Origin of the sequence: Mesorhizobium sp. KR9-304 (genome assembly GCF_040049215.1) — a bacterium.
Taxonomy (GTDB): domain Bacteria; phylum Pseudomonadota; class Alphaproteobacteria; order Rhizobiales; family Rhizobiaceae; genus Mesorhizobium_K.
Genome location: NZ_JBDZDN010000001.1, coordinates 256,464 through 274,017, shown reverse-complemented (window position 1 = coordinate 274,017; position 17,554 = coordinate 256,464). Strand labels below are relative to the sequence as shown.

General features: G+C 65.9%; 18 protein-coding genes. 8 read left to right on the top strand and 10 right to left on the bottom strand.

What is annotated here, in order from left to right; genetic code table 11:
• Positions 1-13 precede the first annotated feature (13 nt).
• The 3 genes from ABLE71_RS01355 to ABLE71_RS01345 form a co-directional block, all read right to left on the bottom strand.
• Positions 14-811 (bottom strand): ABC transporter substrate-binding protein, encoded by a 798-nt coding sequence (locus ABLE71_RS01355; RefSeq protein ID WP_348781580.1) that lies wholly within the window; start codon positions 809-811, stop codon positions 14-16.
• A 76-nt stretch (positions 812-887) separates the two neighbouring features.
• On the bottom strand, positions 888-2,093 hold the full coding sequence (locus ABLE71_RS01350) for a pyridoxal phosphate-dependent aminotransferase (RefSeq protein ID WP_348781579.1): 1,206 nt from the start codon (positions 2,091-2,093) through the stop codon (positions 888-890).
• Between the two features lie 197 nt (positions 2,094-2,290).
• Positions 2,291-3,082, bottom strand: coding sequence for an aldolase/citrate lyase family protein (locus ABLE71_RS01345; RefSeq protein ID WP_348781578.1), 792 nt, complete (start codon positions 3,080-3,082; stop codon positions 2,291-2,293).
• Between the two features lie 121 nt (positions 3,083-3,203).
• Here ABLE71_RS01345 and ABLE71_RS01340 point away from each other — a divergent pair, with 121 nt between their 5' ends.
• Positions 3,204-4,295: an LLM class flavin-dependent oxidoreductase gene (locus tag ABLE71_RS01340; RefSeq protein ID WP_348781577.1), complete on the top strand. Its 1,092-nt coding sequence runs from the start codon at positions 3,204-3,206 to the stop codon at positions 4,293-4,295.
• Between the two features lie 4 nt (positions 4,296-4,299).
• On the opposite strand, the gene ABLE71_RS01335 is transcribed toward ABLE71_RS01340, so the two are convergent.
• Both ABLE71_RS01335 and ABLE71_RS01330 read right to left on the bottom strand, forming a co-directional pair.
• Entirely contained in the window at positions 4,300-4,656 is a 357-nt protein-coding gene (locus ABLE71_RS01335) for a cupin domain-containing protein (protein ID WP_348783626.1), read from the bottom strand.
• 44 nt (positions 4,657-4,700) lie between these two features.
• Complete coding sequence (locus ABLE71_RS01330) at positions 4,701-5,294, bottom strand: winged helix DNA-binding protein (RefSeq protein ID WP_348781576.1); 594 nt, start codon at positions 5,292-5,294, stop codon at positions 4,701-4,703.
• Between the two features lie 119 nt (positions 5,295-5,413).
• Here ABLE71_RS01330 and ABLE71_RS01325 point away from each other — a divergent pair, with 119 nt between their 5' ends.
• Positions 5,414-6,538 (top strand): LLM class flavin-dependent oxidoreductase, encoded by a 1,125-nt coding sequence (locus tag ABLE71_RS01325; RefSeq protein ID WP_348781575.1) that lies wholly within the window; start codon positions 5,414-5,416, stop codon positions 6,536-6,538.
• A 9-nt stretch (positions 6,539-6,547) separates the two neighbouring features.
• On the top strand, positions 6,548-7,066 hold the full coding sequence (locus ABLE71_RS01320; RefSeq protein ID WP_348781574.1) for a flavin reductase family protein: 519 nt from the start codon (positions 6,548-6,550) through the stop codon (positions 7,064-7,066).
• Between the two features lie 55 nt (positions 7,067-7,121).
• Here the strand turns inward: ABLE71_RS01320 and ABLE71_RS01315 are convergent, their stop codons facing one another.
• The 4 genes from ABLE71_RS01315 to ABLE71_RS01300 form a co-directional block, all read right to left on the bottom strand.
• Positions 7,122-8,381, bottom strand: a complete 1,260-nt coding sequence (locus tag ABLE71_RS01315; RefSeq protein WP_348783625.1) for an ABC transporter substrate-binding protein — start codon at positions 8,379-8,381, stop codon at positions 7,122-7,124.
• Between the two features lie 75 nt (positions 8,382-8,456).
• The gene (locus tag ABLE71_RS01310) at positions 8,457-9,503 is read right to left on the bottom strand and encodes an aldo/keto reductase (protein ID WP_348783624.1); all 1,047 of its coding nucleotides are present in this window, start codon (positions 9,501-9,503) and stop codon (positions 8,457-8,459) included.
• 10 nt (positions 9,504-9,513) lie between these two features.
• Positions 9,514-9,861, bottom strand: coding sequence for a TIGR04076 family protein (locus ABLE71_RS01305; RefSeq protein ID WP_348781573.1), 348 nt, complete (start codon positions 9,859-9,861; stop codon positions 9,514-9,516).
• Positions 9,854-10,570 carry a GntR family transcriptional regulator gene (locus tag ABLE71_RS01300; protein ID WP_348781572.1) on the bottom strand — a complete coding sequence of 239 codons (717 nt, stop codon included), beginning with the start codon at positions 10,568-10,570 and terminating at the stop codon, positions 9,854-9,856. The genes ABLE71_RS01305 and ABLE71_RS01300 overlap by 8 nt, the downstream gene beginning before the upstream one ends.
• A 158-nt stretch (positions 10,571-10,728) precedes the next feature.
• Here ABLE71_RS01300 and ABLE71_RS01295 point away from each other — a divergent pair, with 158 nt between their 5' ends.
• The 5 genes from ABLE71_RS01295 to ABLE71_RS01275 are packed head-to-tail and all read left to right on the top strand — an operon-like array spanning position 10,729 to position 15,625.
• A complete protein-coding gene (locus ABLE71_RS01295; protein ID WP_348781571.1) occupies positions 10,729-11,526 on the top strand; it encodes an ABC transporter ATP-binding protein in 798 nt (265 codons plus the stop codon).
• Positions 11,526-12,275 (top strand): ABC transporter ATP-binding protein, encoded by a 750-nt coding sequence (locus tag ABLE71_RS01290; RefSeq protein WP_348781570.1) that lies wholly within the window; start codon positions 11,526-11,528, stop codon positions 12,273-12,275. The genes ABLE71_RS01295 and ABLE71_RS01290 overlap by 1 nt, the downstream gene beginning before the upstream one ends.
• On the top strand, positions 12,272-13,183 hold the full coding sequence (locus ABLE71_RS01285; protein WP_348781569.1) for a branched-chain amino acid ABC transporter permease: 912 nt from the start codon (positions 12,272-12,274) through the stop codon (positions 13,181-13,183). Before ABLE71_RS01290 ends, ABLE71_RS01285 begins: the two co-directional genes overlap by 4 nt.
• A complete protein-coding gene (locus ABLE71_RS01280; RefSeq protein WP_348781568.1) occupies positions 13,180-14,175 on the top strand; it encodes a branched-chain amino acid ABC transporter permease in 996 nt (331 codons plus the stop codon). The genes ABLE71_RS01285 and ABLE71_RS01280 overlap by 4 nt, the downstream gene beginning before the upstream one ends.
• Complete coding sequence (locus ABLE71_RS01275; protein WP_348781567.1) at positions 14,159-15,625, top strand: aldo/keto reductase; 1,467 nt, start codon at positions 14,159-14,161, stop codon at positions 15,623-15,625. Before ABLE71_RS01280 ends, ABLE71_RS01275 begins: the two co-directional genes overlap by 17 nt.
• On the opposite strand, the gene ABLE71_RS01270 is transcribed toward ABLE71_RS01275, so the two are convergent.
• Positions 15,622-17,538 carry a 3-hydroxyacyl-CoA dehydrogenase NAD-binding domain-containing protein gene (locus ABLE71_RS01270; protein ID WP_348783623.1) on the bottom strand — a complete coding sequence of 639 codons (1,917 nt, stop codon included), beginning with the start codon at positions 17,536-17,538 and terminating at the stop codon, positions 15,622-15,624. The genes ABLE71_RS01275 and ABLE71_RS01270 overlap by 4 nt on opposite strands.
• Positions 17,539-17,554 lie beyond the last annotated feature (16 nt).

Genomic DNA, 17,554 nt, shown 5'->3' with positions numbered 1-17,554 from the left:
CGGTAGCGTTTTATCAGGCCTTGGGCAGCGGCGCTTCCTTGGCCGTCGAGGAATCGGCCGGCGCGTCGGTGCCGAACCACTTCTTGTGGATCGACTGCATGGTGCCGTCCTTCTTCATCTCGGTCAGCGCGTCGTTGATCTTACCGAGCATCGGATGGTCCTTGGTCATCATCAGCCCGTACTGTTCGCCGGTCTTGATTCGGTCGACGACGGCAAGGCCCTTCATCTTGGTGAAGGCGTACTCCATGCCGGGGACGTCGCTGACCACGCCGTCGACGCGGCCGGCGGCGAGGTCGAGCAGCACTTCCTGCTGGGTATTGTAGCCCTTGACGTCGGAGAAGCCCTGGGCGGCCTGGTTTTCCTTCGACCATTTCTCGCCGGTCGAGCCGGAGAGCACGCCGACGACCTTGCCCTTCAGGTCGGCGAGCGTCTTCACCGCGCCGTTGGTCTTGGCTGCGATGCCCATGTCGGAATCATAATAGGGCTGGGTGAAGGACTGCGAGCCGAGGCGCTCCGCGGTGATGGTGATCGAGGAGATGGCGACGTCGATGCGCTTCGAACTGGTCGCCGCGAAGAGCGGCTGGAAGTCGTAGCCTTCGATGTTGACGGTCATGCCGGCGCGCTTGGCCGCCTCGGTGACGATATCGACCTCGAAGCCCTCGAAGTTGCCGCTCTCGGCCTTGAATTCGAAGGGCGGGTTGTTCGGATAGGAGCCGACGTTGAGCACCTCTTGGGCGAAAGCGCAAACCGGGCCGGCGGCGAAGCCGACGGCGGCGGCGAAGACGAGAAGATTGCGACGGGTAAGGTTCATGTTCGTTCCCTCTGGTGTTGATCCGGACGAGTCCTCCCCGCCGGTTTTCTTGCCGCCTCGCTTGCTTCGCGTGGCGTCAATTCTTCATGGCGAGCATGCGCTCGAGCGCGATTTCGATCTGGCCGGCGTCGCGGTAGACGCACATCCTGACAAAGGCGTTTGCCGAACTGCCGAACAGGTAGCCGGGCGCCAGCCCAACATGCGCCTTTTCGAGAATGTCGGCGCAGAGCAGGCGGGAATCGCTTTCGCCCTGCATGGCGAAGAAGGTGTACATGCCGCCGCGTGGTTTTTTGGGCAGCACGATATCCGGTATCTGCGCGAGCCTGTCATAGGCGAGGTCGAGGCCGGTCCTGATGCGCTGCCGGATTTCCTCGACCAACGGCTCGCCCTGCGTGAGGGCGGCGGCCGCACCAGCCTGGATGGGCCCTGCCGTGCCGCTGTTGATGTATTGCGTCATCGCGCCGAGCTGGTCGGCGATACCAGAGGGATGCGTCAGCCAGCCGACGCGCCAGCCGGTCATCGCCCATGCTTTCGAGAAGCTGTTGACCGAGAGCACGCGGTCGCCGTCCTCGGCGACCTGAAGAATGGAAGGCGCAACGCCGCCGTCAAAATAGAGGCGGTTGTAGACCTCATCGGAGATGATCCAGATGCCGGTGCGGCGGCTGAAGTCGAGTAGTGCCTCCATTTCGGCGCGCGTCGCCGTCCAGCCGGTCGGGTTCGACGGCGTGGAGAGGAAGATGGCGCGCGTGCGCGCGTCGCAGGTGGCGAACAGCCGGTCGAGATCGAGTTTCCAGTCGCCGTCGAAATCGAGCGCGAAGGGGCGCGGCTCGCCGCCGATCAGATGGATAGCGTTGTGGATGTTCGGCCATTGCGGCGCGACATAGACGACGTTGGTGCCGACATCGACGATGAGCTCAAGCGCCATGTAGACCGCCTGCATGCCTCCAGGCGTCACCGTGGTGCGCGCGACCGGGATCGGCTGGCCGTGCAGCCGCGTCTGGTAGTCCGACAGCGCCTCGTTAAGCGGCGGATAGCCGCGCATGTTGGGGATGTAGAAGGTCAGCCCCTCGTCGAAAGCCGCCTTGGCGGCGTCGCGGATGAAGGCCGGCGTCACCAGATCGCCTTCGCCGTACCAGAGTGCGATGACGTCGCCGATCTCGCGGGCGCGCAAAGCGAGGTTGGCGATGGTCTCGGTGTGCAGGTCGCGGATTTGGGCGCGGATGCCGTCGAAAGCGTATCTGGCTTTCGCCGAAGATGACGATTGCGGTGGCAGGAACGACAAGACCGGACCCTTTGCGCACACGAACTACACGCAATTCCAGACGCAAGACCGCCGAACACTTTTGCTGGAATCGCTTCAGGTTACACCGCGTGCGACCGCCCCAAGCCATGTCCGGGGCCGATGTCTCACGCGAGTTGTAGAGGCGATGCTATCCGAAGCACAGTGCTTTTCAAGGCAAAAGTTTTAAGCTTAAATAATTATATGTGAGCGCTTCGCTTGCCTTTGGCGGGTTTCAGCGCCTTGCGGGCATCGGCAAGGCCGGAAGCAGTGGCCGCGCCGAGAAACATCGTGTCGCTGGCAAGGATGAAGAAGCTCACGCCTTTTGCGGCCCATGCGGCGACGTCATCCGGCCTGCCGCAGAAGATGCCTGATGTCTTGCCGTGCTTCAGTGTTGTCGCGATGATCTTCCCGATCGCCTTTGCGAGTTTTTGTGCGCTCTCCGGACGGTAGGCGTCGAGCGAGACGGAGAGATCACCCGGACCGACGAGGACCACGTCGACGCCCGCGGTCGCGGCGATGGCGTCGACATTGGCCAGACCCTCGGCGGTCTCGACCTGCACGGCGACGACGATCGATTGGTTGGCCTCGGCGAGGTAATCGAAGATGCGGTAGCCGTAGCCGGCGGCGCGGCCGGGGCCGACGCCGCGCTCGCCCAGCGGTGGGTAGCGCGAGGCCTTCACCGCCGCCGCGGCTTGCGTGGCAGTCGAGACGCGCGGCACGAGGATGCCGCGCGCGCCGCTGTCGAGCGCCGCCGCGATCGCTTCCGGCGCATGGCCGGGCACGCGCACCATCGTCGGCACACCATGCACGTCACAGGCCCTGACCAGGTTTTCGATCGTGTCGCGCGCGATCTGCCCGTGCTCCCAGTCGATGCAGATAAAATCGGGCTTCGCCTGCGCCATCACCTCGATGGCGACCGGATGCGGAATCTCGGCGAAGGTTCCGATCAGGCGGACGCCGGCGACGGCGTTAGCGCAAAAATCTTTCATGCTTCCTCCCACAGAAGTGCCAAGGCATAGCGGCAAATATCCGCCATGCGAAGCGCCGCGCTATTTCAGGCTTGAAATATTCTCCTGCCACCGTAGCGTGCGGCTGGTCGGGAGGACCAGCATGAACAAGCAGCACCCTCTGAAGGGTCGAAACAAACTGAAGCTCGGCGTCTTTTCGGCAAACGCCGATGGCGGGCTTGCGATCACCGATGTGCCGGAACGCTGGCTGGCAAGCTGGGACGACAACCTGACCGCCGCGCAGATCGCCGACCGTGCCGGGCTGGACTTCTTCTTGCCGATCGCGCGCTGGCGCGGCTTTGGCGGCAAGAACCGCGTGCGCGAACATTCCTTCGAGACCTTCACATGGGCGGCGGGTCTGGCGGCGGCGACCGAGCGCATCGGCCTGTTCATGACCGTGCATGTGCCGCTGGTGCATCCGCTCTATGCGGCCAAGGCTTTGGCGACCGTCGACCACATCAGCCACGGGCGCGCGGGCTTGAACATCGTCTGCGGCTGGAATCCCAAGGAGTTCGGCATGTTCGGCACGCCGCTGGTCGAGAAGGGCTATGACCAGGCTGCCGAATGGATCGAGATCGTCGAAAAGCTCTACGCCTCCGACGAACCGATCGATTACGATGGAACCTACTATCACCTCAAGGAAGCGGTCAGCCGGCCGGCGAGCCTGCAGTCACCGCGCCCGGTGACGATGAACGCCGCCTTCGGCGGACCGGGGCGCGACTTCGCTTCCGCCCATTGCGACTATCTTTTCACGACCTTCTCCGAGATCGCCGACGCCGGAAAACACGTCGCCGACATTAGCGAACGCGCCGACAAGGCTGGTCGCACGGTCGGCTGCTACACCGTCGCGCATGTCGTCTGCCGCGAGACGGTAGAGGAGGCGGAGGCCTATTACACGCGCTACGCGGTGACGATGGCGGATCACGCCGCGGTCGATGTGCATATGGCGGGCAAGAAGGAGTTTTCGCAGTCGCACGACGCGCATGCCTATGACCGCTACCGCCAGCGTTTCGCCGGCGGGGCGGGGACCTATCCGCTGGTCGGCACGCCGGAGAAGATCGCGGACGAGATGATCGCCATCGCGAACCAGAGCTACGAAGGCATCGCGCTGTCCTTCGTCAACTACACGCAGGAACTGCCCTACTTCTGCGACCGCGTGCTGCCGCTGCTGAAGGAAGCGGGGTACAGGGAGTAGGGGGCTACTTCGCCGGGCTCGCCAGCGGCTTCGACTTGTCCACCACGAACACGCTGACCGCCTTGGCCGGCACGCTGCCGATACTCTTCACGTCATGCTTGGCGCCGGCCGGGATCATGTAGGAATCGCCGGCCTTGAGCGTGCGGTCGGGCTGCCCCTCGACGATCATCTGCACCTCGCCCTCGAGTACGTAGCCGGTCTCTATGCCTGGATGTGTATGCGCGCCGGACGCGCCTCCCGGCGCGATTTCGGCAAGCCCGGTGACCGTCTTGTAGCCGTCAGGAAACTCGATCGCTTGCAGCGGCGTGCGTTTGATGCCGGGCGGCGACTCCTTGGCCAGCGTCGGAGCCGGGACGAGCATGACGGCGAACGCTGTAACCGCCACCCTCAAGGTCGGAGACATCCTCATTTCCTCCTCTGCGATGATTTGGTCGGCGGCTCCGCGCCGAAACGGCCCGGCCTGTGCCGGTGGGTGGCGGCCTGGCGCGCCGCCTGTTCATAGATGCCGGTCATCAGGTCGAGCGTATGCGCGGCGTCCGGCAGCCGCTTCGCCAGCTCCGGTAGCCGCCCGACGGAATCGATGAGCAGGCCGGCCCGCACGTCGGCATAACGGTCGCAGACGTTGCGCCCGAGTTGTGTCGTCTCATAGGTCACGCCCGAGCGCCCGCTGCCGCTCTTCGCCACGAGCCCGCCCTTGATCAGCTTGCGCAGGCTGTACTGGATGTTGGGAATGTCCTGCCTGTTGGCCATGTGGGCGAGGTCGCGCACGCTCTTCGGACGGTCGTTGGCGCGGATCATGTGAAGCAGTGCATTCTCCGGCCCGCTCGCTGAGAACTCGGCCACCGACGCAAGGCATTCGGCCTGCCAGTGCCCGAAGGCCTCGAAGCAGCGGATCAGCGCGTATTCGATGTCGGCGACGTCCATCTCCTCCGGTGTCCGGGCAAGATGCCAGGACCGGTCGAGCGATTTCGGCGTCTCGGGCTGACTGCGGTTGGGCATGGAACCTCCACCACGAAACTGCATCAGGGGCCGGCTTGCGTCCATCTCGATTTTCAAATAGACTTTCTATCATAAAATAAATCAGAAAATACCGGGGTTCAATCCAAGAGGAGAACGCGATGGTTTCGCCACGCAACAGCATGTTCAATCGTGACCAATTCCTGCTCGGCACATTCGCCTCCAACTGTTCGGGCGGCATGACCGTCACCAAGCTGCCGGAGCGCTGGAAGAGCACCTGGGACAACAATCTCAGGCTCGCAAAACTGCTCGATGACGCCGGCATCGACTTCATGCTGCCGATCGCCCGCTGGATCGGTTATGGCGGCGAGACCAACTTCCACGGCAGCGTGCTCGAGACCATCACCTGGGCGGCCGGGCTGTTGGCCCACACCAAGGACATAACCGTCTTCGCCACCACCCATACGGCGGCGAACCATCCCGTCGTCGTCGCCAAGCAGCTTGCCACCATCGACCAGATCAGCGGCGGCCGCATCGGCCTCAACATCGTCGCCGGCTGGAACAAGCCGGAATACGAGGCGCTGGGCCTCACGCTGCCCGACGATCACGAGACGCGCTACAGCTACGCTCAGGAGTGGTTCGATATCGTCAAGGCGTTGTGGAGCGGCGACGAGGCCTTCGACTGGGACGGAAAATTCTTCCAGCTGAAGAACGTTCTCGGCGATCCGCGCCCGTCCACACCGCTGCCCATCCTCAACGCCGCCGGCTCGGAAGAGGGGCGCAAGTTCGCGGTGCGCAACGCCGACTTCCTGTTCACCCCGGCGATCGACCTCGACCGCTCCAAGGACGAGATCGCGGCGCTCAAAGCGCAAGGCAAAGCCGCCGGCCGCGACGTCGACGTGCTGACCTTCAGCCACGTCGTCTGCCGCCCGACCGAGAAGGAGGCTAAGAACTATCTCCAGCATTTCGGCCAGGACAACGCCGACTGGGCGGCGGTGGACAATCTGGTCCGCCTGCAGTTCGCCCATGCGCAATCCTTCCCGCACGACCTGCTGGCGCTGATCCGCGACCGCATGGCGGCAGGGCATGGGGGTTTCCCGCTGACCGGCACGCCGGACCAGGTGGCCGACGGCATCGCCTCGCTGCACGCCGCAGGTTTCCGCGGCACGACGCTGTCCTTCGTCGACTATGTCGAGGAGTTCCCTTATTTCAGGGACAACGTGCTGCCGCTTCTCGAGCAGCGCGGCATCCGCATGCCCCTGCCGATCTCGGCCGCGGCCGCATAGGTGACCGGCATGACCAAAGCCGCATTGCAGGGAGCGGTGGTCGACGTCGCCGACTTCCGCGCGGCCATGCGCATGATCGTCGGCAACGTCAGCGTCATCACCGCCGGCGTCGGCGACGACCGCACCGGCCTCGTGGTGATCTCGATGGTGTCGCTGTCGGCCAATCCGCCAACGGTGATCGCCTGCGTCAACAGGTCGTCATCGACCTGGCCGGTGATCGAGCGCTACGGCCATTTCGGGGTGAGTTCGCTGGCCGCCGACCACCAGCCGGTGGCGGAGCGCTTTTCCGGCTTCGGCGGGATCAAGGGCGCCGATCGCTATGCCGGCGCCGAGTGGTTCACCCTGGAGACGGGCGCGTCGCTGCTGAAAGGCGCGACGGCGGTGTTCGACTGCCGGCTGGACGAGATGATAGACCGCGGCTCGCACTCGATCATCGTCGGTTCGGTCGCGGCGGTGCGCACCGACGACAAGGGCGAGGCGCTGCTCTACTGGCGCGGCGCCTACCGGCCGACCCGCTTCGACAGCTGAACGGAAAAGCCGGCCGCCCTTTCGGACGGCCGGCCACTTATGCGCTCGACTGGACCTATTTGGCCAGTTCGGCCTTGAGGTTGACGACATCCTCGGCGCTCATCTCGCCGACCGTCGTCACCGCGCCGTCGGTGATCTTCCAGAGGCGGAACGGGCCGGTGATGTCGCCATACTGGTCGAAGCTGATCGGACCGATGACGCCTTCATATTTGATCGGCTTGCCTTCCTTGATCAGGCCGAGCGCCTTTGCGAACCCGTCCTTGCCGGCAGGGATCGGCTCACCGCCGGCAGCTACCACTTCGGGGATGGCCGCCTTGATCTTGGCAGCGTCGCCGCTGCCGGCCTTGGCGATCGCCAGCGCAACGATGGCGCCCGCGTCGTAGGAGCGGTCGGCGGCCGGCGCGTCCGGCTTGATGCCGCCGGAGAAGGCTTCGTAGGCGCCGTAGAAATAGTCGGTCGAGGCGGTCTTCGAAGTGCCCGACGAGGTGCCGAACGCTTCGTTCAGATACTGCGCGCCGACTGCGTCGACGAACTCCTGCGAGTTCATGCCGTCGTTGAGCAGGAACTTCGCCGGTCCGCCGCCGGAAATCCAGGCGCGGGCGATCGTCGCGCCGTCGACCGGGTAGCTGACGAGGTAGAGCGCCTCTGGCTCGCCGGACATGGCAGCGCTGGCTTCGGAAGAATAGCTCGCCTGCTTCTCGTTGTACGGCGTCGTCGACGTGATCGTGCCGCCGAGCTTCTCGAAGGCGGCGGCGAACTCGCGCACCATGTTGACGCCGAAGTCGTTGTTGACGTGGATGATGGCGAGCTTCTTCAGGCCCTGGTCGATGGCGTATTTCGCCGCTGCCGTGCCCTGCAGCGCGTCCGACGTGATGGTGCGGAAGAAGACGCCGTTGGTCTTGCCCTCGCGGCCGAGCGCCGTCAGCGTAGGCGAGGAGGAAGCGGGCGAGACCTGCACGACGCCGGCCGGCGCGGTCACCGAGGTCAGGATCGGGATCGACACCGAGGAGATGATGCCGCCGATGATGACGGGCACCTTCTTGATGTTGACGAGCTGCGTCGCCTGGTCGACGGCGACCGTGCCCTGGCTCTGGCTGTCGCGCGTATCGGTGGACAGCTTGCAGCCATCGGCGCTGCTGGCCTCGTTGAAGTCGCGGAACGCCATCTCGACCGACTTGGCGCCGGCCTGGCCGTAGGCGCCGGCCGGTCCGGTCAGTTCCATGACGACGCCCACGGTCACGTTGCAGTCTTGCGCGGCGGCGGGCAGCGCGAACGCCGTTGCGAGCAGCGTTGAAGCGAGCAGAAGTTTTTTCATCATGCATTCCCCTTTTTGGTTTCGACGCTCTCCCGGAGCGGCTTCGGTTGTTGTCAGGCGTTGAAATCGTGGAGTTCAGGCGGCTCCCTTGTTCAGATTGTATTTCATGATCTGGCCGTGGCGGCCGTCGCGATCACGTTCCAGCGTGTAGACGTCGCCGTCGAGCTCGTTCGCCTGCGCCAGTACGGCGTCGATCTCGGCCTGATCCTGCGCGGTCAGCGAAACGCTCGATATGGCGAGGTTGGAGGCGAGGTGTGAGCGGTTGCGCGCGCCGACGATGACGGCCGCCACGGCCTTCTTCGGCAGCATTGCCGCACTGGCGATGGTGGCGATGTCGACGCCGTGCCGGTCGGCGATCCCTCGCAGCGCCTTAAGCAGCGCCTGGAAGAAATCCCAGCCGCCAATATCGTCGATGATGAGCTTGTATTTGATCAGCGAGCGGTTTTCGAAGTCTTGCGGCTCCGGTTGGCCGAGCCAGCGGTCGCCGAGGAAGCCGCCCGCCACGGTGCCGTAGCAGAACAGCGCGACGCCGTTTGCGATGGCTGCCTCGGCCATGCGCTTGGCTGGCCTGGCGTCGAGCAGCGAGTACTGCACCTGCATCGAGGTCAGCGGAACGCCGCCGCGCACCATGAGCAGCATGCGGTCGGTGTCGAAATTGGTGGCGCTGACCTTGTGGATCTTACCCGCGAGCCTGAGCTCGTTTAGCCACTGGGCGGTCTCCAGCCACATCGGCGCGGCATAGTCCCACCAGTGGAACTGCACGAGGTCGAGGCGTTCCAGCTTCAGCCGCCGCAGCGACTGGTCGATCACGCCTTCGACGTAGCTCTTGGTGATGCGCTTCAGGACGTCGAGGTCGGGCACGAACTTGGTGTGCACCTTGATGCGCGCCAGCGCGTCCTCACCGCGCAACTCGCGATAGTGCAGTCGGAAGCGGCCGATAAGCTCCTCGACGCCTGTGTAGATGTCGGCGCAGTCGAAGGTGGTTATGCCGGCGTCGGCGAAGGCGATCATATCGGCCACCGGATCGTCGCTCTTCACCGCGCCGTGTCCGCTGGCGAGCTGCCAGCCGCCGCGGATGACGCAGGAAATCTCATAGTCGGGCGCGAGCTTTGTGCGCTGCATGGAAGGCACGTCAGTCATCGAGCGGCACCGCGGTCGTTTCGGCGTGGCTGAATTTGCGGAGGCCCAACCGCGTGATCCTGAGGCGCGAGCCGCAGTGCGGGTCGGGGCAGGCGATCTCCGCGTCGGTGGTCATCCAGTCGTTCTTGTGGGTGGGCCGCTGCTTGGCCGCGAGCAGCGGCAGCACGGATGACAGCGAATAGATGGATATGCCCTGGCCGGCAGGCAGGTGCAGCATCTCGCCGCGCAGCTCGAAATGGTCGCCGACCTTGGCTCCGCAATAGATTTTCGCGCCTTCGTCGGCCACCACTTCGACGCGCAGGTCGAACAGCTCGAACGTATCGTCCTTCCCGTCAGCCATAGGCGCGCGCCTCCTCGCCATTCTCCGTGTCGGCCAGCCTGCGCCGCACCAGGTTGAAGGAACGCGTGATGTCGTTCTTCAGCGCCTTGACGGCTCGAGCCTTGTCGCCGCGCTCCAGCGCCTCGATCAGCGCCCAGTGGTGATGGGTGCCGGACATGTCGCGCAACTCGTCGTGGATCTGCGCGGCGGCGCGCACATAGGGTCCGGACTGCAGCCACAGGCTCTCGACCACGGGGATCAGCACCGCCGAGCCAGCCGCGCGGTAGATGTAGAAGTGGAAGGCGTGGTTGAGCTCGGAGGTATGGTGCGGCTTGTCGGGATCATCGCTGGTGAAGGCGGCTTCGCACTCCATGGTCAGCGACCTCAGCCGCTCGAAATCCTCCACCGAAAGTTTTGGCAGCGCCAGCGCGGTCAACTCGCCCTCGATGAGGCAGCGTGCGCGGGCGAGATCGTCGAGCTTTTCGCGGGTGATGACAGGCACGCGCACGGTACGGTTGGGCAGCGATTCCAGCGCCTGTTCCGACACCAGCCGGCCAAGCGCCTCGCGCACCGGCATCGTGCTGGTCTGCAGGGTTTCGGCGAGGTCCTGGATGCGCAACGAAGCGCCCGCGTCGAGCATGCCGTGGATCAGCGAGCGGCGGAGCTCGGCATAGACGCGGTCGTGCAGCGTCTCGCGTCCGACGGGCGAAAGGGCGCCGCGGGGGTTCACCCGGAAACCTTCCAAGAAGATGGCCGAAAACATGGCACGGACACTGACTTCGACACCGACATTCGAACGCCGCCTTCCTGCTGCCCGCAATTTTGTAGTTGCAAATTTGCCGGTTGTAAAGTTTGATCAAACATCACGGATCAAGTTTTCTGGGTGCGATGCAGCCTGCCACGGACCTTGCCCACACGCTCTCGACCCCGCCCCTGGAAGCGCGCGGGCTGATCAAGGCTTTCGGCGGCCTACGCGCCGTCGACGGCATGTCGATCGCGCTTCAGCGCGGCGAACTGCTCGGCCTGATCGGGCCGAACGGCGCCGGCAAGACGACACTCTTCAACCTGCTTGCCGGCAGCCTGAAACCGAGCGCAGGCAGCATCCTGATCAACGGAGCGGACATGACACGTGCCGGCCCGGAGGCGCGCATCGCCAACGGCGTCGGCCGCACGTTCCAGATCCCGCGGCCCTTCGCCGAGATGACGGTGCTGGAAAACGTGCTGACCGGCGGCCAGCGTCAGTCGGGCGAGCGCGCCTGGCTGAACATCGTGCGGCCGGGCCGCGTCGCGGCCGAGGAACGTGCCGCGGTCGACAAGGCGAGGGCGCTGCTCGACTTCGTCACCCTGTCTAAGCTCGAGGGCGAGCCGGCGCGAATACTCTCCGGCGGACAGCGCAAGCTGCTCGAACTTGCCCGCATCCTCATGGCCGACCCGGACACGATCCTGCTCGACGAGCCAGCCGCCGGCGTCAACCCGGCGCTGCTGCAATTCATCATTGATCGCGTGCTCGAACTCAACGCGCAGGGCACGTCGATCCTGCTCATCGAACATAACATGGATATGGTGGCGCAGCTTTGCTCGCGCGTCGTCGTCATGGCTGGGGGGCAATATCTGACAGAGGGCGCGCCTGACGACATCGCCAGGGACCCCGCCGTCGTCGATGCCTATCTCGGTGGGGTCGCCTGATGGCCTCTGACAAGACCATAGTTCTGTCCACGTCGGCGCTCGTCGCCGGCTATGAGCGCGACCTGCCGATCGTGCGCGGCGTCGACTTTGCCGTCCGCTCCGGCGAACTGGTCGTCGTGCTGGGTCCGAACGGCGCCGGCAAGTCGACCTTCGTCAAGGCGATCGCCGGTCTGGTGCCGGTCCATTCCGGCACGATGCGGCTCGGCACCATCGACATCACGGATGTGCCGGCGCATAAGAAGATCAGGCATGGCCTCGCCTTCGTGCCGCAGACCGAGAACATATTCGCGACGCTCTCGATCCACGACAATCTGCTGCTCGCGGCGGACATCCTGCCAAAGGAGAAGCGAGGCGAGCGCATCGCCGCACTCTACGCCATGTTCCCCGACCTTGCCGAGCGACCCTCGCGGCGCGCCGGCGCGCTGTCGGGCGGCCAGCGGCAGATGCTGGCGGTCGCCCGCGCGCTGGTCGTCGAGCAGTCCGTGCTGATCCTCGACGAGCCGTCGGCCGGCTTGTCGCCGAAAATAGTCGCGGAGGTTTTTGCGCGGTTGAAGGAGATCAACGGCGAGGGCGTGACCATCGTGCTGGTCGAGCAGAACGTGAAGGCGGCGCTCGCCATCGCCGACCGAGCCGTCATCCTGGTGGAAGGCCAATTGCGCCACGAAGGCACGGCCGCCGGCCTCGCCGACGATCCGCTGATCGCCGAGCTCTATCTCGGCGCGCGGCACCACGGGAAGGTCGCGCCATGAACCCGCAGGCGCTGATGGACGGGCTGGTGGCGGGCTCGATGATCGGGCTCGGCGCCGTCGGCGTCACTCTGACCTATTCGATCCTGCGCTTCGCCAATTTCGCGCATGGCGAGTTCGTCGCCTGGGGCGCATACTTCGCGCTGGTGATCGCCGGCGCGCTGGGCGCGCTATCGGGCAGCCTGTCGGCCCCGATCGGCCCATTCTCGTTCGGCTGGGCGCTGATCGTCGCGACGATCCTCGCGGTGGCGCTGAATGGCGGGCTGGCGCTTCTTGTCGACCGGCTGCTCTTCGGCCGCCTGCGGGCACAGAAAAGCACGGTCATCATCATGGTGATGGCAAGCTTCGGCGCGGCGCTTACGCTGCGCAGCCTGCTCGAATTCGTCTTTACCTCGCAGCCGCTTTATTTCTCCAAGGCGCTGCAGATCGCCGTGCCGCTCGCCGGTGGCATACGTGCCACGCCGGATCAATTGCTGTCGCTCGCCGTCGCCGCCGTGCTGGTCGTAGCCGTCCATCTGCTCCTGTCGCGCACCGCGATCGGCCGCGCCATGCGCGCGGTCTCGGAAAACCCGCAACTCGCCGGCGTCGCCGGCGTCGAGGTGCGCAAGGTGATCCGCATCGTCTGGCTGCTTGGGGCAGCACTCGCTTGCGTCGCCGGCATCAGCGCCGGGCTTCTGGTTCAGATCCGCCCCCAAATGGGCCTCGACCTGCTGCTGCCGCTGTTCGCCGCCGCGATCCTCGGCGGCATCGGCTCTGTGCCCGGCGCGATGCTGGCCGGTCTCATCGTCGGCCTGTCGGAAGCCTTCGCGGTCCAGCTTATCGGCGCCGAATGGCGCGCGGCGGTCGCCTTCGTCATCCTCGTGCTTGTGCTGCTGCTGCGCCCGCAGGGCCTCTTCGGGAGGGAGGAATGAGCCTCGACCTGCTGAGCTACGGGGCCTTCTTCCTGACCATGGCGCTGACCTACGGCATCATCTGCCTCGGCCTCAACGTGCAGTGGGGACAGACCGGCCTGTTCAACGTCGGCATAGCGGGCTTCGTCGCCATCGGCGCCTATGTCTCGGCCATTCTCACCACGCCCGACGACCCGAACCGGCTCGGCGGGTTCGGCCTGCCGATCGCGGTCGGCTGGGTGGGTGGGGCGCTGGCCACCAGCCTCGTCTCCTTCCTGATCGGCGCGCTGACGATAAGACTGCGCGCGGACTATCTTGCCATCGCGACCTTCGGCGCCGCGGTCGTGGTGCAACTCGTCGCACTGAACCTGGAGCCCGTCACCGGCGGGCCGTTCGGCATCGGCTTCATCCCGCGGCCCTTCGCCGACTACGCCGGCGATCCCCTGTTCTTCAGCCTCGCCAATCTCGGCGTGGTCGCCGCCATCGTGCTCGCTCTGTACCTCGTGCTGGAGCGGCTGGCGCGCAGCCCGTGGGGCAGGGTGTTGCGCGCCATCCGCGAGGACGAGCAGGCCGCACTGGCGTTGGGCAAGAACGCGGTGAAATTCCGGCGGCAGGCCTTCGCCATCGGCGGCGGCATCATGGGTCTCGCCGGAGCGGCGCAGGCGCATTTCATCGGCTTCATCGCGCCTGACAACTATGTGCCGATGCTCACCTTCCAGGTCTGGGCGATGCTGATCGTCGGCGGCTCCGGCAACAACAAGGGCGCCATCCTCGGCGCCGTGCTGGTCTGGGGCATATGGGCGGCGTCCGCGGCCGCCGTCTCGGGGATATTTCAGCCCGGCCAGCAGGCGCGCGCCGCGGCGCTCCAGATCGTCATGATCGGCGTCGCGCTCTGCGCCATCCTGCTCCTGCGTCCACGCGGCCTGCTCGGCGAGGAGCGCGTCGTTTCGCGGCACCTCGGCGGCCCGCGCTTGCCAACCGATGGAAAGACATCCGATGCCAAGAATTCCTGACCGCACGGCGCTTGCCGAGAACCTCTCGATCAGCCGGCTTGTCTGCGGCCTCTGGCAGGTCGCCGACATCGAGAAATCAGGCGAGACGATCGATCCGGAACGCGGCGCCGATGCGCTGGAAGCCTATGCCAGGGCCGGTTTCGAAACGTTCGACATGGCCGATCACTATGGCAGCGCCGAGATCATCACCGGCCGGCTGCTCGCGCGTTATCCGGCGGAGCGGCCGCTCGCCTTCACCAAATGGTGCCCCGAGCCGGGACCGATGACATCAGATGTCGTGCGCAGGGGTGTGCAGGAGCGGCTCGACCGGCTGGGCGTCGAGAAGGTCGACCTCCTGCAGTTCCACTGGTGGACCTTCGAGCATCCCGCCTGGCTCGACGCGCTGCACGAGATGGCTGGGCTGAAGGAGGAGGGGCTGATCGGCGCGATCGGCGTCACCAATTTCGACGCTGCGCACCTGCGCGTGGCGATTGCCGACGGCATTCCGCTCGCCACCAACCAGGTGTCGTTCTCGCTGGTCGACCGCCGCGCGGCAGGCGATCTTTCCGCGCTCTGCCGCGAGAAGGGCGTCAGGCTGCTCGCCTACGGCACGCTGTGCGGCGGATTCCTTTCGGAGAAATGGCTGGGCAAGCCCAAGCCCACTGAAATTCCCGATTGGAGCCGCTCGAAATACAAGCGCTTCATCGACGTCGCCGGCGGCTGGCAGGCGTTTCAGGGCATTCTCGCCGCCGCGTCCGAGATCGGCCGCAAGCACGCTGTTTCGATCTCCAACGTCGCCACGCGCTGGGTGCTGGAGCATGAGGCGGTGGCGGCTGCGATCGTCGGCGCGCGGCTTGGCGAAAGCGAGCATCGTGATGATAATCTGAAGGTATTTGATTTCGCGCTCGACGGCGAGGATCGCGCGCGGCTCGACGCCGCCTTCGCAGCGACGAAGCCGATCCCTGGCGATTGCGGCGACGAATACCGCAAACCGCCCTACCTAACCGCGTCAGGCGATCTCAGCCACCATCTCGACGCCATCCCCTCGGTCTTCAAGGCGGTGAACGTGCCCGGCCGGCCGGACCGCTCGCGAGTCTCGTCCGGCAGCGTATGGGAGCCGATCGCGGGCTACAGCCGCGCCGTGCGCGTGAAGGACATGATCCGCGTTTCCGGGACTACGGCGACGCATGGCGGCGACCGCTGCGTCGCGCCGGGCGATCCGGCCGCGCAGACGACCTACATCCTCGACAAGATCGCGGCATCGATCTCCGCACTCGGGGGTTCGATCGAGGATGTCGTGCGCACGCGCATCTACCTCAAGGATGCCGCGAAATGGGAGCCGGCCTCGCGCGCCCACGGCCGGGTATTCGGGGAGGTGATGCCCGCGAACACCATGGTCCAGGCCGGCGATCTGATCGGCGACTACGAGGTCGAGATCGAGGCCGAAGCGGTGGTAGACGAGGCGTCTTAGGTTCGTCCCGCCGCAAACATCGGGCCACCCTTGTGCGCGGGAAAACCGTAGCCGTTGATCATCACGAGGTCGATGTCACTGGCGCGCTGGGCAATCCTGTTCGCGAGCAGCCTGTCGCCCTCGGCGGCCATTGCGCCGAGCAGGCGTGAGACGATCTCGTCGGCCTCGATGGGGCGGGGAACTATGGCTTTTTTCGCACGCGCCGCCTCGATCAGCGCCGTCACCTCCCGGTCGACCGTGCGCTTGCCATCGGGATAGGCATACCAGCCACGTCCGGCCTTCTGGCCGAAGCGGCCGGCTTCGCAGAGCCGGTCGGCGATCTCGACATAGCGCTCGTTCGGATCGCGCGTCGCCGCCTGGCGCTTGCGCCGCGCCCAGGCGATCTCCAGCCCGGTGAGGTCGAACACCGCGAACGGCCCCATGGCGAAGCCGTAGCTCTCCATCGCCGCGTCGATCTCCTGCGGCAGCGCGCCGTCTTCAAGCAGAAATTCGGCCTCGCGCCGATAGGCGGAAAAAATGCTGTTGCCGATGAAGCCTTCGGTGACGCCGGAGACGACAGGCAGCTTGCCGAGTCTCTTGGCCACCGCGAGTCCGGTCGCCAGCACGTCCGGCGCGGTCTTCGCGCAACGCACCACCTCGACGAGGCGCATGATGTTGGCCGGGGAGAAGAAGTGAAGGCCGACGACGCGCTCGGGCCGCAACGTCGCGGCGGCGAGCACGTCGGGGTCGAGATAGCTGGTGTTGGTGGCGAGGATCGCGTCGGGCCGCACGCTGGCGTCGAGCCGCTTGAAAAGCTCCGTCTTCACCTTGAGGTCGTCGAACACCGCTTCGATGACCAGATCGACCTCGGCGAGGTCCTCCATGCGGTCCGAGACCGTCAGCCGCGCTAGCCGTTTTTCGCGGCCGGCCGCGTCGAGCCGGCCCGATGCGACGTTGCGGTCGAGCAGCCCGGCGATCCGCTCGCGGCCTTTCGCGGCGGCCTCGGCGGTCGTTTCCACGCCGGTCACGGCGTAGCCGGCGTCGAGTGCGGCGATCGCGATGCCCGAGCCCATCAGCCCGAGGCCGACGATGCCGATGTGCGCCACCCACAGCGGTTCGATGCCCTCCAGCCCGTCGACCTTGGCGGCCGCACGTTCGGCGAAGAAGACATGCCTGAGCGCCTTGGCCTGCTCGGAATCGCGCAGGCGAATAAAAGTCGCGCGCTCGTCCACCAGTCCTTCGGCCAGGCCGCGGTCGGCTGCGGACCGAATCAGCCGCAGCGCCTCGCCGGGCGCATCCTGGCCGCGCGCGCAGGTGAGCACCTTTGTCGCCATCCTGTCGAAGGCCTCGCCATCAACAGCGGGTACGGGTAGACCGCCTGTGCGGCGCGGCGGCCTGCCGGCCAGATCGCGCGCGGCGGCAACCGCCGACGCGACGAGATCGCCATCGGCGACGGCGTCGACGATGCCGAGCGCGCGGGCTTCCTCTGCGCCGACCATGCGGCCGGTCGCGGCCATCTCGGCGGCCGCAACGACGCCGGCAAGCCGCGGCAAGCGCTGCGTGCCGCCGGCGCCGGGCACGATGCCAAGCTTCACCTCGGGCAGGCCGAGCTTGGCCACCGGTGCCGCGATCCGATGGTGGCAGCCGAGTGCGATCTCAAGCCCGCCGCCGAGTGCTGCCCCATTGATCGCCGCCACGACAGGCTTTTCGCTCGCCTCGATGTGGTTGACCAGTTGCGGCAGCAGCGGTTCGGCCATCGGTTTGCCGAACTCGCGAATGTCGGCCCCGCCGACGAAGGTTTTTCCGGCGCCGGTAATCACGACCCCGATGATTTCGTCAGCTGTGGCCGCATGGTCGATCGCTGCGAACAGTCCCTGCCGCATATCGGCCGATGCTGCGTTGACAGGTGGATTGTCGACCGTCACGACCAGCATGCCGTCGGTGACGACG

Excerpts from the sequence above, each read along its gene's own strand:
- ABLE71_RS01355 (WP_348781580.1), bottom strand. The coding sequence starts at position 811 with ATGAACCTTACCCGTCGCAATCTTCTCGTCTTCGCCGCCGCCGTCGGC.
- ABLE71_RS01325 (WP_348781575.1), top strand. The coding sequence starts at position 5,414 with ATGGTTTCGCCACGCAACAGCATGTTCAATCGTGACCAATTCCTGCTC.
- ABLE71_RS01345 (WP_348781578.1), bottom strand. The coding sequence starts at position 3,082 with ATGAAAGATTTTTGCGCTAACGCCGTCGCCGGCGTCCGCCTGATCGGA.
- ABLE71_RS01280 (WP_348781568.1), top strand. The coding sequence starts at position 13,180 with ATGAGCCTCGACCTGCTGAGCTACGGGGCCTTCTTCCTGACCATGGCG.
- ABLE71_RS01315 (WP_348783625.1), bottom strand. The coding sequence starts at position 8,381 with ATGAAAAAACTTCTGCTCGCTTCAACGCTGCTCGCAACGGCGTTCGCG.
- ABLE71_RS01285 (WP_348781569.1), top strand. The coding sequence starts at position 12,272 with ATGAACCCGCAGGCGCTGATGGACGGGCTGGTGGCGGGCTCGATGATC.
- ABLE71_RS01310 (WP_348783624.1), bottom strand. The coding sequence starts at position 9,503 with ATGCAGCGCACAAAGCTCGCGCCCGACTATGAGATTTCCTGCGTCATC.
- ABLE71_RS01305 (WP_348781573.1), bottom strand. The coding sequence starts at position 9,861 with ATGGCTGACGGGAAGGACGATACGTTCGAGCTGTTCGACCTGCGCGTC.
- ABLE71_RS01330 (WP_348781576.1), bottom strand. The coding sequence starts at position 5,294 with ATGCCCAACCGCAGTCAGCCCGAGACGCCGAAATCGCTCGACCGGTCC.
- ABLE71_RS01275 (WP_348781567.1), top strand. The coding sequence starts at position 14,159 with ATGCCAAGAATTCCTGACCGCACGGCGCTTGCCGAGAACCTCTCGATC.
- ABLE71_RS01290 (WP_348781570.1), top strand. The coding sequence starts at position 11,526 with ATGGCCTCTGACAAGACCATAGTTCTGTCCACGTCGGCGCTCGTCGCC.
- ABLE71_RS01335 (WP_348783626.1), bottom strand. The coding sequence starts at position 4,656 with ATGCTCGTCCCGGCTCCGACGCTGGCCAAGGAGTCGCCGCCCGGCATC.
- ABLE71_RS01320 (WP_348781574.1), top strand. The coding sequence starts at position 6,548 with ATGACCAAAGCCGCATTGCAGGGAGCGGTGGTCGACGTCGCCGACTTC.
- ABLE71_RS01270 (WP_348783623.1), bottom strand. The coding sequence starts at position 17,538 with ATGCTGGTCGTGACGGTCGACAATCCACCTGTCAACGCAGCATCGGCC.
- ABLE71_RS01340 (WP_348781577.1), top strand. The coding sequence starts at position 3,204 with ATGAACAAGCAGCACCCTCTGAAGGGTCGAAACAAACTGAAGCTCGGC.
- ABLE71_RS01295 (WP_348781571.1), top strand. The coding sequence starts at position 10,729 with ATGCAGCCTGCCACGGACCTTGCCCACACGCTCTCGACCCCGCCCCTG.